The following is a 14,454-nucleotide window of genomic DNA, read 5'->3' on the forward strand; positions in this document are numbered from 1 at the left end:
CCGCTGCCAGAGCGGTTGCGTATTTCACGTTTTTATTCTGCATTTAACCTTTTCTTAAAGAATTATTCACTTCGATTCCGCCCCTTCCGCTTTACGTCATAGACAAAACCTGCATAAAAAATTGATAAAAGACGTTTTTTTATCTGGGCTATATCCACAATTCCTGGCTAAAGTTATTCTTGCAAAGCTTGTAAACGTCACCGTTCAATTTGCCCATTATGAGCTATCTGTAGCTGTATGCATGTTGAATGAGCCAGCGGATATCAGCGAGCAATAGCGGCGGGGAGAGAGACCACTCTTTCATTGATGCCGCATGAAATAATATGCACGTTTCTTGCATATCATTAGAGTGTGACTTTTTTGTTCGTTTGTTAACGAACTTTCAGAAGGAAAGAGATTATGATCGCCTTAAATAAAAAATGGTTATCAGGCCTGGTTGCAGGTGCTCTGATGGCCATCTCTGCCGGCACGCTCGCTGCTGAACAAAAAACACTGCATATTTATAACTGGTCTGACTATATTGCTCCGGACACGGTGGCTAATTTTGAGAAAGAGACCGGCATTAAAGTCATTTATGATGTATTTGACTCCAATGAGGTGCTGGAAGGTAAGCTCATGGCTGGCAGCACCGGTTTTGACCTCGTTGTCCCGTCAGCCAGTTTCCTCGAACGGCAACTGACTGCGGGTGTATTCCAGCCCCTGGATAAGAGCAAACTGCCTGGCTGGAAAAACCTCGATCCTGAACTGCTGAAACTGGTGGGTAAACACGACCCAGACAATAAGTTTGCTATGCCGTATATGTGGGCAACCACCGGTATTGGCTACAACGTGGATAAAGTTAAAGCGGTGCTGGGTGCGGATGCCCCAGTTAACAGCTGGGATTTGATCCTGAAACCGGAGAATCTGGAAAAACTCAAAAGCTGCGGTGTCTCTTTCCTCGATGCGCCTGAAGAAGTGTTTGCTACTGTGCTGAACTATTTGGGTAAAGATCCAAACAGCACTAAAGCGGATGATTACACTGGGCCGGCAACCGATTTGCTGTTGAAACTGCGTCCGAATATTCGTTATTTCCACTCCTCGCAATACATTAACGATCTGGCAAATGGTGATACCTGTGTAGCGATTGGCTGGGCAGGGGATGTATGGCAGGCTGCAAACCGCGCGAAAGAAGCGAAAAATGGCGTCAATATCTCCTTCTCGATTCCCAAAGAGGGGGCGATGGCGTTCTTTGATGTGTTCGCGATGCCTGCAGATGCGAAAAACAAAGACGAAGCCTACCAGTTCCTCAATTACCTGCTGCGCCCTGATGTGATTGCGCATATTTCCGACCACGTGTTCTACGCCAATGCTAATAAAGAAGCGACGGCTCTGGTCAGCCCGGAAGTTCGTGATAACCCAGGTATCTATCCGCCGGCGGACGTGCGCGCGAAACTGTTCACACTGAAAGTTCAGGATCCGAAGATCGATCGTGTACGTACCCGTGCCTGGACGAAGGTGAAAAGCGGGAAATAACCCGATGTTCGGGACACGACCCGGCGGTGCTTGTGCCTGCCGGGGATGTCGCGATCCTGAACACACAAAACCCGGCAATACGCACCAATAAGGTGCGTTATTTGCACCGTTTCTTTGTTTTATGCCGGAGAGCACTTGAGTGAATGATGCAACCCCACGCCCACAAGCGAAAATCCGTAAGGCGCTGACCCCGCTGCTTGAAATTCGCAACCTGACGAAGTCATTTGACGGTCAGCATGCTGTCGATGACGTCAATCTCACTATCTACAAAGGCGAAATATTTGCCCTGCTTGGTGCGTCTGGTTGTGGTAAATCAACCCTGCTGCGCATGCTGGCGGGGTTTGAGCTGCCAACCACTGGGCAAATCATGCTGGACGGTGTCGATCTGGCGCACGTTCCACCTTATCTGCGTCCAATTAATATGATGTTTCAGTCCTATGCTCTGTTTCCACATATGACGGTGGAACAGAATATTGCCTTTGGACTCAAACAGGACAAGCTACCGAAAGCGGAAATCGCTAGCCGGGTGAATGAGATGCTCGGGCTGGTGCACATGCAGGAGTTCGCCAAACGTAAGCCGCATCAGCTTTCAGGCGGTCAGCGTCAACGTGTGGCGCTGGCCCGGAGCCTGGCCAAACGCCCTAAGCTGCTGTTACTGGATGAACCGATGGGCGCTTTGGATAAGAAACTGCGTGACCGCATGCAGCTGGAAGTGGTTGATATTCTTGAGCGAGTAGGGGTGACCTGCGTAATGGTGACGCATGACCAGGAAGAAGCCATGACCATGGCGGGCCGTATAGCCATCATGAACCGCGGAAAATTTGTGCAGATTGGCGAGCCGGAAGAGATCTACGAGCACCCGACTACCCGCTACAGCGCTGAATTTATCGGTTCGGTAAACGTTTTTGAAGGGCTGCTAAAGGAGCGTCAGGAGGACGGTCTGGTGATTGATTCTCCGGGGCTGGTGCATCCGCTAAAAGTGGATGCTGATACTTCCATTGTCGATAACGTACCGGTGTATGTCGCGCTTCGTCCGGAAAAAATCATGCTCTGTGATGCCCCGCCGCCGGATGGCTATAACTTTGCGGTGGGCGAGGTGGTGCATATTGCCTACCTGGGTGATTTGTCTGTGTATCACGTGCGTTTAAAAAGCGGCCAGATGTTGAGTGCCCAGCTGCAAAACGAACATCGCTATCGCAAGGGGCTACCGACCTGGGGTGACGAGGTACGTTTGTGTTGGGATGCAGACAGCTGTGTGGTGTTGACGGTTTAAGGAGTAAAGATGAGTACACTTGAACCTCCGGCACGTGCCGAAAAAGCGAGCCGTTTCACGCTGTATATGTCGCAGTTGCAAATGAAACATGGTCGCAAGCTGGTGATCGCGCTGCCGTATGTGTGGCTGGTTCTCCTGTTTTTATTGCCGTTTCTGATTGTCTTCAAGATAAGTCTGTCAGAGATGGCCCGGGCGATACCGCCATACACAGACCTTGTGGCATGGGCCGATGGTCAGCTCTCTATTACGCTCAATTTAGGTAACTTCCTGCAACTGACGGATGACCCGCTCTATTTCGATGCTTATCTGCAGTCTTTGCAGGTCGCGGGGATTTCGACGATCTGCTGTCTGTTGTTGGGGTACCCACTGGCGTGGGCCGTGGCACACAGTAAGCCTTCTACACGCAATATTTTGCTGTTGCTGGTGATCCTGCCTTCCTGGACCTCTTTCTTGATTCGCGTCTATGCCTGGATGGGGATCCTGAAAAATAACGGGGTGCTGAACAACTTCCTGATGTGGCTGGGCGTTATCGATCAGCCATTGACGATCCTGCATACCAACCTGGCGGTTTATATCGGTATTGTTTATGCCTATTTGCCCTTTATGGTGCTGCCGATTTATACCGCACTGACGCGCATTGACTATTCGCTGGTGGAGGCGGCATTGGATCTAGGCGCACGGCCATTGAAAACCTTTTTTAGCGTGATTGTGCCGTTGACCAAAGGCGGGATTATCGCTGGTTCAATGCTGGTGTTTATCCCGGCAGTAGGGGAATTTGTTATTCCGGAACTGCTTGGGGGGCCGGACAGCATTATGATCGGCCGTGTGCTATGGCAGGAGTTTTTCAATAACCGCGACTGGCCGGTGGCGTCTGCTGTTGCCATCATCATGTTGCTGTTACTGATTGTGCCAATCATGTGGTTCCATAAGTATCAGCAGAAAAGCGTGGGGGAACACGGATGAATAATTTGCCGGTCGTCCGCTCGCCGTGGCGGATCTTTATCCTGGTCGTGGGGTTTACGTTCCTGTACGCCCCCATGCTGATGTTAGTTATCTATTCGTTTAACAGCTCCAAGCTGGTGACGGTGTGGGCGGGTTGGTCAACACGCTGGTACGGTGAACTTTTCCACGATACTGCAATGATGAGTGCCGTCGGCATGAGTTTAACGATTGCTGCCTGTGCTGCGACGATGGCAGCCATTCTGGGTACGATTGCTGCCGTAGTGATGGTTCGTTTTGGCCGTTTTCGTGGTTCGAATGGTTTCGCCTTTATGATCACCGCGCCGCTGGTCATGCCGGATGTCATTACCGGTTTATCATTGCTGTTGCTGTTTGTGGCCCTAGGACATGCAATTGGCTGGCCAGCCGATCGCGGTATGTTGACCATCTGGTTGGCGCACGTCACCTTCTGTACGGCGTACGTAGCGGTAGTGATTTCCTCGCGTTTGCGTGAACTGGATCACTCCATTGAGGAAGCGGCGATGGATCTCGGTGCGACGCCGCTGAAGGTCTTTTTCGTCATTACGCTGCCGATGATTATGCCGGCGGTCATTTCCGGTTGGTTACTGGCCTTTACGCTGTCACTGGATGATTTGGTTATCGCCAGCTTTGTTTCTGGCCCTGGGGCGACAACCTTGCCAATGCTGGTATTTTCCAGTGTGCGTATGGGGGTTAACCCAGAGATCAACGCACTAGCGACGCTGATCCTTGGCGTGGTAGGAATTATCGGATTTATCGCGTGGTATCTGATGGCGCGAACAGAAAAACAACGGATACGCGATATCCAACGTGCAAGACGCGGCTGAAAAAACTAAAATCTGCCAATCTGTCTATACGGCGCAGCTGTGGTGGTTGCGCCGTTTTCATGGAAGACGACGCGTTGGGATTTTTTAAGAAATCATCCACATCACATGCTCGCTTAAACGTCCCTGCTTTGGTGCAGGTGGCGGCGCTGGCTATCATCATGATCCGCTGTCTCGATCTGTTGATGATTTTTAATACGCTTGGTTTTCGTGGAACCAGTGAGTTTATTCATCGCAGTGTGCAGACCTGGAATTTGACGCTGGTGTTTCTGGGTAGCCTGGTGCTGCTGTTTGTCGAAATTTACTGCGCATTTTCGCTGGTCAAAGGACGAAACTGGGCGCGCTGGATCTACCTGCTGACCCAGGTTATCGCTAGCATTTATCTGTGGGCGGCTTCGTTGGGCTACGGATATCCGGAACTGTTCAGTATTGCGGGGGAGTCCAGACGTGAAATCCTGCATACGCTGGTGATGCAAAAATTGCCGGATATGCTGGTGTTGCTACTGCTGTTTATTCCTGCGTCCAGCAGGCGGTTCTTCCGTTTGCAATAACGTGTATAATCTTGGCCCCCGGTTAATTTGTAGGTCTTTGTATGCAGTGCGCACTATATGACGCCGAACGCTGTCGCTCCTGTCAGTGGATAACACAGCCTGTCGCCGAACAACTCTCTGCAAAAACAGCTGATCTGCAGAATCTGCTGGCCGATTGTTCGGTCGGAGAATGGTGCGCACCGGTCAGCGGCCCGGAACGCGCTTTTCGCAACAAAGCCAAAATGGTGGTCAGCGGCAGCGTGGAAAAACCACTGCTGGGCATGCTGCATCGTGACGGTACGCCGGAGGATTTGTGTGATTGTCCGCTCTATCCTGAGTCTTTTGCGCCCGTATTTGCCACGCTCAAACCGTTTATTGCCCGTGCGGGGTTAACGCCCTATAACGTGGCACGCAAACGGGGTGAGCTTAAATATCTGCTGTTAACGGAAAGCCAGTTTGACGGTGGCATGATGCTGCGTTTTGTTTTACGTTCTGACGTGAAACTGGCACAGCTGCGTACGGCGCTACCGTGGCTGCAGGCACAGTTACCGCAGTTAAAAGTCATCAGCGTCAATGTCCAGCCTGTGCATATGGCCATTATGGAAGGGGAGACAGAAATCTTCCTGACCGAACAGCAGGCACTGGCCGAACGTTTTAACGATGTACCGCTGTGGATCCGCCCGCAGAGCTTCTTCCAGACTAACCCGGTAGTAGCAGGACGCTTATATGCCACCGCCCGCGACTGGGTGCGTCAGCTGCCTGTTACTCATATGTGGGACCTGTTTTGCGGTGTGGGAGGGTTTGGTCTGCATTGTGTCACACCACAAATGAAACTGACGGGGATTGAAATCGCGCCAGAGGCGATTACCTGCGCGAAGCAGTCAGCGCAGGAGCTTGGGTTGCAGAATCTGCATTTTCAGGCGCTGGATTCAACTCAGTTTGCTACCGCTCAGGGGGAAGTACCGGACCTGGTGTTGGTGAATCCGCCGCGTCGCGGGATTGGCAAACCGCTGTGCGATTTTCTTTCCCAAATGGCACCACGTTTTATTGTTTATTCCAGCTGTAATGCGCAAACCATGGCGAAGGATATTCGCGAGTTGTCTGGATATCGCATTGAACGTGTCCAGCTTTTCGATATGTTTCCACACACTGCACACTATGAAGTGTTGACGCTGCTTAGCCGACAATAACTGCCATGCCTGATGGCGCTTCGCTTATCAGGCCTACGACGAGATGCAGAAATGTAGGCCGGATAAGGTGCTTGCACCGCATCCGGCAAATGCAACAGGCGAAAAAAAAGCCCGTACTTGCGTACGAGCTCTTTCTCGAATATGGCGGTTAGGGGAGGGTGACACGCTTTGCTCGCCCCTACGGGGCAGCCCGTTCGCTGTGCTCCCGGTCTGTCCAACTGGCTGCGCCAGTAGTCGAACCCCGGTCGGGGGTTTCTCATCCCCCCGCAGATGTGCAACATGCGAAAAAAAAGCCCGTACTTGCGTACGAGCTCTTCTTAAAATATGGCGGTGAGGGGGGGATTGACTCGTTTCGCTCGCCCTGCGGGCAGCCTGTTCGCTGCGCGCTCAGTCTGTCCAACTGGCTGCGCCAGTAGTCGAACCCGGTCCGGGCTTCTCATCCCCGCCAGGCTGTGAAATATGCGAAAAAAAAGCCCGTACTTGCGTACGAGCTCTTCTTAAAATATGGCGGTGAGGCGGGGATTCGAACCCCGGATACGTTGCCGTATACACACTTTCCAGGCGTGCTCCTTCAGCCACTCGGACACCTCACCATATTGTATTGCTGCCTGACCGCTTGGGGGGCAACGGGGCGCTACTATAGGGAGTTGCGCTAAAACGGTCAAGCAGAATTTACGTGTTCATATTCGTTTGGTTACGCAATGTACATATTCCCCCGCCCGAACCGGCGCGGAGGATATGATTAACGCTGAGAGTCCAGTTTTTCGCCGTTGGTGACGACTTCCTGAGCTTTGCTGTAGCTCTCTATCAGCAACTGATAAGCTGGGAAGACTTTGGTATACACTTCTGCCCATTCAGCAGCGTCTTCACGATTCCATGTCCCCTGAATTTCAGACGCGACAGCAGCGGTATCCATCGGCACGACGCCAGCCTGAACCACGCGCGCCAGGGTAATTTCTTGCGCCATCTTGCTGTAAGTACCGGACGCATCAATTACCGCGAAGACCTTGTAACCTTCAGCCACTGCGCTGATGGCCGGGAAAGCCATGCAGACGCTGGTGATCGTACCGGCGATAATCAGCGTTTTACGACCCGTTGCTTTCACGGCTTTAACGAAGTCTTCGTTATCCCAGGCATTGATTTCGCCTTTACGCGCCACGTATTGGGCGTGGGGCGCATTGGCATGGATCTCAGGGATCAGCGGGCCATTAGGTCCCTGCGGTACAGACGCCGTGGTAATTACCGGCATCTTCGCCAGAGAGGCCATTTTAGCCAGCGCGGCAGCACGTGCACGCAGTTCAGGCATTGGCATATCACCTACGGTCTGGAAAAGTCCGCTCTGGTGATCGATAAGCAGCATAACGGAATCATTTACATCGATGACCGGGCGTGAACCATTAAAGTTTGCAGGACTGGACATAGTATTCTCCTTTGATTCAGATTTGGCCAAAGCGGCCGGAGTTAAAATCGCGTACAGCTTCTGCGATTTCTTGTTTCGTGTTCATTACAAACGGACCGTAACCCACAATCGGCTCATTCAACGGTTCGCCTGACAACAGCAAGACACTGGCATCGCTACTGGCTTCAATATGCAATGTTTTACCCTGCTGGCTTAACACCACCAGCTGTGCCTCGCTGACGGGTGTGGTGCCGTTTACGGTGATGTTGCCTTTCAGTACGACCAGCGCGGTGCTCCATCCTTCAGGCTGAGACAGCGTGAACTGATGATTACGCTGCAGACGCATATCCCAGACATTCAGCGGCGAGAAGGTATGTGCCGGACCTTTTGTTTCCTGATAGCTGCCCGCAATGACACGGAGAGTGCCGGCGTCATCTGGCAGCGAGACAGTAGGGATAACATCACTACTAATGCCCTGATATCCGGGTACGGCCATCTTGTCTTTTGCTGGTAGGTTGACCCAAAGTTGCACCATTTCCAGCTCGCCACCCTTCCGGGTAAATTCCGGAGAATGGAATTCTTCGTGTAATATGCCTGCACCTGCAGTCATCCACTGCACGTCGCCTGGGCCGATAATCCCACCGCGGCCAGTTGAGTCACGATGTTCAACTTCACCGCTGTAAACGATGGTCACCGTTTCGAAACCACGGTGAGGGTGTTCGCCCACGCCACGTTTTTCATTACCAGGGGTGAAGGTATGTGGCCCGGCGTAATCCAGCAGCAGGAACGGACTTAACTGTTCAGCATGAGACTGGTAAGAGAACATCGAGCGAACCGGGAATCCATCGCCAACCCAGTGTGGGCGAGGTGCGGTGTAGACGCCTGTTACTTGTTTCATATGTATCTCCTCAGTGGCGTTATCTTGATGTGAATAAGCTTATATTCATGACAGAGAACTGAGTAGTAGCTAAAATGGCCTTCACAGTCTCATAAATAGGACAATAAGATGACTAAGCCGGATCTCAATGATTTTGCGTGGTTTGTTCACGTCGTTGAAGAAGGAGGATTCGCTGCGGCCGGTCGGGCGCTCGATGAACCGAAATCAAAACTGAGCCGTCGAATTGCACAACTGGAGGAGAGGCTGGGGGTGCGGTTGATTCAGCGAACCACCCGGCAGTTTAATGTTACTGAAGTTGGACAAACGTTCTACGAACACTGTAAGGCTATGCTGGTGGAAGCACAGGCAGCGCAGGATGCCATTGCGGCGTTGCAGGTAGAGCCGCGAGGTATTGTGAAGCTGACCTGCCCGGTCACTTTACTGCACGTGCATGTCGGCGCCATGCTCGCCCGTTTTATGGCACGTTATCCCGATGTATCCGTACAGCTTGAGGCTACAAATCGCCGGGTTGACGTAGTAGGTGAAGGCCTTGATGTTGCGATTCGCGTCAGACCCCGTCCTTTTGAGGATAGCGATCTGGTTATGCGTGTACTTGCAGACAGGGGGCATCGCCTATATGCCAGCCCGCGATTGATCGAGCAGATGGGCGCTTTACATGCACCAGCAGAGCTGACCCGATGGCCTGGTCTGAGCCTGGCCACGGGTAAGCATGTGCATCGCTGGGAATTATTTGGCCCACAGGGCGCGCGTGCGGAGGTGCATTTCACACCCCGTATGATCACCACCGACATGCTGGCTTTACGCGAAGCGGCAGTGGCAGGTGTAGGGGTCGTTCAGCTCCCGCAATTGATGGTAAAAGAGCAAATAGCGGCGGGCGAGCTGGTGGCATTACTGGATGGTTGGGAACCAAAGCGAGAGATCATTCACGCGGTCTTTCCATCGCGCAGGGGGTTATTGCCGTCGGTTCGTGCATTGGTGGATTTCCTCACGGAAGAATATGCACGAATGATCGAGGATTAAATACGTAATATCAGTCCACAAAAAAGGCCGGTTAAACCGACCTTTTATTATCTGGACGCCATTCGGGCGTTAAAACAATCAGCGACTACGGAAGACAATGCGGCCTTTGCTCAGGTCGTACGGGGTTAGTTCAACAGTCACTTTGTCGCCCGTCAGGATGCGGATATAGTTTTTACGCATTTTACCGGAGATGTGTGCAGTAACCACGTGACCGTTTTCTAACTCTACGCGGAACATGGTATTAGGTAACGTATCGAGAACGGTACCCTGCATTTCAATATTGTCTTCTTTGGCCATCTAATCCTCTGGGGTATCACTACCGTAATTTGAACCGGCAAGATAATGCCGAAGTTCTTTTAATAAGTAAAGATTTGTGCGTTTAAAACGCAGCAAATCGGGTTTGGCGCATTACTCTAACCACACACAACAAAGCCGCACTAAAAGCGCAACGTGTAAGGGAACGATGAGATAAACGATAGGCGTTGCCTGACGCGAACTGTTCCTTAACGGCGGCGGGGTAATGGGCTAAACCGACTCTGCGGCACCAATTATAACACCCCGACAAAAAATGTGCCGAAAACATTCACTCCTGAGGCGAAAATAACGTCCTGGGCACCCAGAAGTGGCTCGGTAGGCGCTGTTGGCGTAGCCTGCTTAAATGTTCAAGGTAGTCCCTGCGCGGAGTCTCAATGGCTCCCAGTGACGCGGTGTGGGTATTTAACACCTGGCAATCGATTAATTTTCCGCCCTGACGAATAAATTCAGCGCAAAAAACAAGCAGTGCGGTTTTGGATGCATTTTCCTGGCGACTGAACATCGACTCACCGCAGAAAAGGGTACCTTGCGCAACACCGTACATCCCGCCGACTAATTCATTTTGTCGCCATACTTCGATAGAGTGCGCGTGTCCAAGTTCATGCAACCGATGATAGGCATCCACGACATCATGCGTTATCCAGGTGCCTTCTTCCCGGTCGTTTGCACATCCTTCAATGACCTGACCAAACGCGTAATTAAGCGTCACGCGATACGGTGAGTGTTTATGAAAGCGCTTCATGCTGCGACTTATGTGAAATTTGTCAGGCCAAAGAATGGCGCGTGGGTCGGGCGACCACCAGAGAATAGGGTCGCCAGGGGAAAACCACGGGAAAATACCGCGTTGGTAGGCCATTAGCAGGCGGGCAGGGCTGAGATCGCCCCCCAGCGCTAATAAACCGTTAGGCTCGCGTAAAGCGCCTTCCGGTGAGGGGAAGGCGATAGAATGGCGGGACAGTTGTACCAGGCGCATGACAGCGAAACTCCACTACGCGAGTCGGATCGTTCAATAATAGCTTACAGACGTTGCTTAAACTGGTAATAACGCCCCTGCCTGGCTAACAGATCTGCGTGATTACCTTGCTCAATTATGTGTCCGTTGTCCATCACTATTATTTGATTAAATCGCGACAGTCCGCGCAGGCGATGTGTGACCATGAGTACGGTTTTATTGCGCATCACATCGTTAATCAATTCAAGCATTTGACTTTCCGTTGTCGCATCCAGACCTTCAGTAGGTTCATCCAGAAGCATCAGCGGCGCATCGTGCAGCAAGGCTCGCGCGATAGCCAAACGGCGTAGCTCTCCGCCTGAAAGCTGACGACCGCCTTCACCCAGCCAGGCATTGAGACCATCACCTTCAAGCAGTTTTTCCAGACCGACACGGCACAGCATCCCGGATAGCGCTTCATCGCTGGCGTGTGGCGCAGCCAGCAGCAGGTTATCGCGCAATGTCGCACTGAACAGATGCACTCGCTGTGGCACGACGCTGATGCATTGGCGTAAAGCGGCTTCGTTCAGCGTTGAAATCGGATGATCGTTAATCAGGATTTCGCCGCTTTGTGGATCCCATGCACGGGTTAATAATTGCAGTAACGTTGATTTCCCACAGCCTGTCCGCCCCAGAATCGCAATGTGTTCACCAGGTTTAGCGAGCAAAGAAAGGGTGTCCAAAGCTTTTTGTGTTTGCCCTGGATAGCTGAAAGACACCTCACGCAATGTCAGAGTAATCTGTTCCGAAACGGTAGCTTCCGTATCCGGGAAGGTGACTTCCGGTTGCTGTTCTGTCAGTTCGGTAATACGTAGTGCTGAAGCAATCACCTGGCCGAGATGTTGAAATGCGCCAGTAACAGGGGCCAGCGCTTCGAAAGCGGCCAATGCGCAGAACACAAACAACGCTATCAGTGCGCCGGGTTGTGTGTTTCCGCCTACGCCACCTGAAGCCATCCATAACATCATCACCACAGCCAGAGCGCCAATCAGCAGCATGACAGCCTGAGACAAGGCCGTTAATTCGGACTGACGACGCTGCGCTTCGTGCCACTGTAATTCGGTGGTTTCCATTTGTGTGCGATAGCGATCGCTGGCACCAAAAATGGTCAGCTCAGCCTGACCCTGTAACCAGGAGGTCAACTGCTGACGATATTGCCCGCGCAGATGCGTCAGGTTCTGCCCGGTGCTTTTACCTGCCTGGTAAAACAACGGAGGCAAGATAAACAGAGTCAGCAGCATAATGCCGCCAAGGGTGATGGCGAGCGTGAGATCGAGAACGCTCAATCCTAGCGTGACCACCACAATAACGACAAACGCGCCAACCAGCGGGGAGAGCACACGTAAATAGAGATGATCGAGCGTATCGACATCCGCCACAACGCGGTTGAGCAGTTCGCCCTGACCGTATCGGGCGAGCCCGGCAGGGGAGAGCGGCAGCAATTTGCTGAAGGTGTAAATACGCAAATGCTGCAATACACGAAACGTCGCGTCGTGACTGACCAGTCGTTCGAAATAACGACCTGCGGTTCGGGTAATTGCCGCCCCGCGAACGCCAGCCGCCGGGAGCATGTAGTTAAAACTGTAGATCCCGGTGACACCGACAACGGCGGAAGCAGACAGGAACCAGCCTGAAAGCGTCAGCAAACCAATGCTTGCCAATAATGTGACGATCGCCAGAACGATCCCCAGTGTTAACATCCATTTATGACGTTTATACAGCGTCAGATAGGGTAGCAAAGCGCGCATTTAGATGTCCTCCTGACGGTGAGCCAGTAATGTCGCAAAAGCCCCGTTGGCTGCGCTAAGTTGCGCATAGGTACCTTGTTCGACAATCTGACCGTCTTGCATGACCCAGATCGCGTCCCAGTCGGCAAGATCTTCCAACTGGTGCGTAACCATCAGTGTGCTCTGGCGGCGCGATGCCGCATTCAACGCCTGCATCACGCGTTGTTCGCTGTGTGCATCCAGACTGGCTGCGGGTTCGTCGAGCAGCAGTAACTGACACGGGTTGAGTAAGGCGCGGGCAACGGCAACGCGCTGTGCTTGTCCGACAGAAAGTCGACCTGCCTGGTCGCCTACAGGGGTATCCACACCCTGAGGAAGCAGCGGTAAAAACTCACTGACCCAGGCGCTATCGAGCGCGGCCTGTAGCTGTTCTTCGCTGGCATCAGGGCATGCCAGCAGCACATTTTCGCGCAATGTAGCAGCCGGAAGCTGCGGGTTTTGCCCAACCCATGAGAGTTGTTTACGCCAGGCGTCAGGCGACAAGTCACGAAGTTCAAAGCCATTAATACGCAATGAGCCCTGATACGAGAGAAAACCGGACAGGACATTCAGCAACGAGCTCTTACCGGACCCACTACGCCCAACCAGCACCGCGCGCTGGCCTGCGGGTAGGGAGAAGTTAAGCGGGCCAGCCAGAATTTTGCCTTCGGGTGAGGTGATGATCAGATCTTCGGCTTCAATTGCAACCGCGTCTTTGGTCGCCAGCTCAATATCGCCACGCTCAGGATGCGCGAGCGGGGTTTCCATGAACGTTTTCAGACTGTCGGCAGCGCCTACCGCTTGCGCCTTGGCATGGTAAAACGTCCCCAGGTCGCGCAGTGGCTGGAAAAATTCCGGTGCCAGAATCAGCGCCAGGAAACCTGCCGCCAGCGTGACGCCGGTTCCGTAGTGACCGAAATCAAGCTCGCCGAGATAAGAAAAACCGAAGTACACGGCTACCAGGGCAATAGAGAGCGAAGTGAAAAACTCCAGCACGCCCGAAGAGAGGAATGCCAGGCGAAGCACTTCCATCGTGCGCTGACGGAAATCCTGCGATGCAGCCCGGATGCTTTCCGTCTCCGCTTCGCCGCGACCAAAAATTCTCAGTGTTTCCATGCCGCGCAAGCGATCGAGGAAGTGACCGCTGAGTCGGGCAAGTGCCTGAAAGTTACGCCGGTTGGCATCGGCAGCGCCCATACCGACCATCGCCATAAACAGGGGGATCAGTGGTGCGGTTCCCAACAGGATAATGGCTGCAACCCAGTTTGACGGGAAAACGGCAGCCACAATCAATAACGGGACGCAAACCGCAAGCGCCATTTGCGGCAAATAACGCGCATAGTAGTCATGCATATCGTCAATCTGTTCCAGAATCAGCGTGGCCCAGCTTCCGGCAGGCTTCCCCTGTATCCATGCTGGCCCCGCCTGTTGCAGACGGTCCAGAACCTGGCGACGAATCTCAAAACGAATATGTTGGCCCGCGTGAAACCCTATTCGCTCACGTAACCAGACAACCCACGCCCGCAGGATAAAAATCAAGACCAGCACGACGAAAGGGAACAGCAGCGCTTCACGGGGAATATTTTCCATGATCATGTGCTGCAGAATCCGAGCCATGAGCCAGGCCTGAGCGACAATTAACAGGCCACTCACGAACCCCAACAGGCGTGAAATATTCAGCCAGCGTTGAGAAATGACACTTTGCTGTTTTAACCAGCGGGTAAGCTCTTTTTGACGGGTTTTATTCATTGCACGCTT

13 protein-coding genes and 1 tRNA gene are annotated in these 14,454 nt (G+C 52.6%); 7 read left to right on the top strand and 7 right to left on the bottom strand.

The features are described 5' to 3' along the window. Positions 1-399 precede the first annotated feature (399 nt). From potF to rlmC, 6 genes are all read left to right on the top strand, one after another. Positions 400-1,512: a spermidine/putrescine ABC transporter substrate-binding protein PotF gene (gene potF / locus NNN64_RS04505; RefSeq protein ID WP_271440631.1), complete on the top strand. Its 1,113-nt coding sequence runs from the start codon at positions 400-402 to the stop codon at positions 1,510-1,512. Positions 1,513-1,651: 139 nt separating this feature from the next. Beyond that, a complete protein-coding gene (potG, locus tag NNN64_RS04510) occupies positions 1,652-2,785 on the top strand; it encodes a putrescine ABC transporter ATP-binding subunit PotG (protein WP_061067606.1) in 1,134 nt (377 codons plus the stop codon). A gap of 9 nt (positions 2,786-2,794) precedes the next feature. Continuing rightward, positions 2,795-3,748 (top strand): putrescine ABC transporter permease PotH, encoded by a 954-nt coding sequence (potH, locus tag NNN64_RS04515; RefSeq protein WP_005123598.1) that lies wholly within the window; start codon positions 2,795-2,797, stop codon positions 3,746-3,748. Beyond that, positions 3,745-4,590 carry a putrescine ABC transporter permease PotI gene (potI, locus tag NNN64_RS04520; protein WP_271440632.1) on the top strand — a complete coding sequence of 282 codons (846 nt, stop codon included), beginning with the start codon at positions 3,745-3,747 and terminating at the stop codon, positions 4,588-4,590. Before potH ends, potI begins: the two co-directional genes overlap by 4 nt. Positions 4,591-4,649: 59 nt before the next feature. Continuing rightward, a complete protein-coding gene (locus NNN64_RS04525; protein WP_271440633.1) occupies positions 4,650-5,138 on the top strand; it encodes a YbjO family protein in 489 nt (162 codons plus the stop codon). 41 nt (positions 5,139-5,179) lie between these two features. Next, on the top strand, positions 5,180-6,307 hold the full coding sequence (rlmC, locus tag NNN64_RS04530; protein ID WP_271440634.1) for a 23S rRNA (uracil(747)-C(5))-methyltransferase RlmC: 1,128 nt from the start codon (positions 5,180-5,182) through the stop codon (positions 6,305-6,307). 505 nt (positions 6,308-6,812) lie between these two features. On the opposite strand, the gene NNN64_RS04535 is transcribed toward rlmC, so the two are convergent. The 3 genes from NNN64_RS04535 to NNN64_RS04545 form a co-directional block, all read right to left on the bottom strand. Beyond that, positions 6,813-6,900 (bottom strand) — tRNA-Ser (locus tag NNN64_RS04535). A 149-nt stretch (positions 6,901-7,049) separates the two neighbouring features. Further along, entirely contained in the window at positions 7,050-7,727 is a 678-nt protein-coding gene (locus NNN64_RS04540; RefSeq protein ID WP_005123590.1) for an isochorismatase family protein, read from the bottom strand. Positions 7,728-7,743: 16 nt separating this feature from the next. Beyond that, a complete protein-coding gene (locus NNN64_RS04545; RefSeq protein ID WP_271440635.1) occupies positions 7,744-8,604 on the bottom strand; it encodes a pirin family protein in 861 nt (286 codons plus the stop codon). Positions 8,605-8,712: 108 nt separating this feature from the next. On the opposite strand from NNN64_RS04545, the gene NNN64_RS04550 reads away from it, so the two are divergent. Next, positions 8,713-9,624: a LysR family transcriptional regulator gene (locus tag NNN64_RS04550; protein ID WP_271440636.1), complete on the top strand. Its 912-nt coding sequence runs from the start codon at positions 8,713-8,715 to the stop codon at positions 9,622-9,624. A 78-nt stretch (positions 9,625-9,702) separates the two neighbouring features. On the opposite strand, the gene infA is transcribed toward NNN64_RS04550, so the two are convergent. The 4 genes from infA to cydD all read right to left on the bottom strand — a co-directional run bounded on the left by infA (position 9,703) and on the right by cydD (position 14,445). Continuing rightward, a complete protein-coding gene (infA, locus tag NNN64_RS04555) occupies positions 9,703-9,921 on the bottom strand; it encodes a translation initiation factor IF-1 (protein WP_002211347.1) in 219 nt (72 codons plus the stop codon). A 286-nt stretch (positions 9,922-10,207) separates the two neighbouring features. Further along, positions 10,208-10,912 carry a leucyl/phenylalanyl-tRNA--protein transferase gene (gene aat / locus NNN64_RS04570; protein WP_271440637.1) on the bottom strand — a complete coding sequence of 235 codons (705 nt, stop codon included), beginning with the start codon at positions 10,910-10,912 and terminating at the stop codon, positions 10,208-10,210. Between the two features lie 44 nt (positions 10,913-10,956). Further along, positions 10,957-12,678: a heme ABC transporter ATP-binding protein/permease CydC gene (gene cydC, locus NNN64_RS04575; protein ID WP_271440638.1), complete on the bottom strand. Its 1,722-nt coding sequence runs from the start codon at positions 12,676-12,678 to the stop codon at positions 10,957-10,959. After that, complete coding sequence (gene cydD, locus NNN64_RS04580) at positions 12,679-14,445, bottom strand: heme ABC transporter permease/ATP-binding protein CydD (protein WP_271440639.1); 1,767 nt, start codon at positions 14,443-14,445, stop codon at positions 12,679-12,681. It lies immediately after the preceding gene. Positions 14,446-14,454 lie beyond the last annotated feature (9 nt).

This window comes from Citrobacter sp. Igbk 14 (assembly GCF_028069825.1).
Lineage (GTDB): Bacteria > Pseudomonadota > Gammaproteobacteria > Enterobacterales > Enterobacteriaceae > Citrobacter.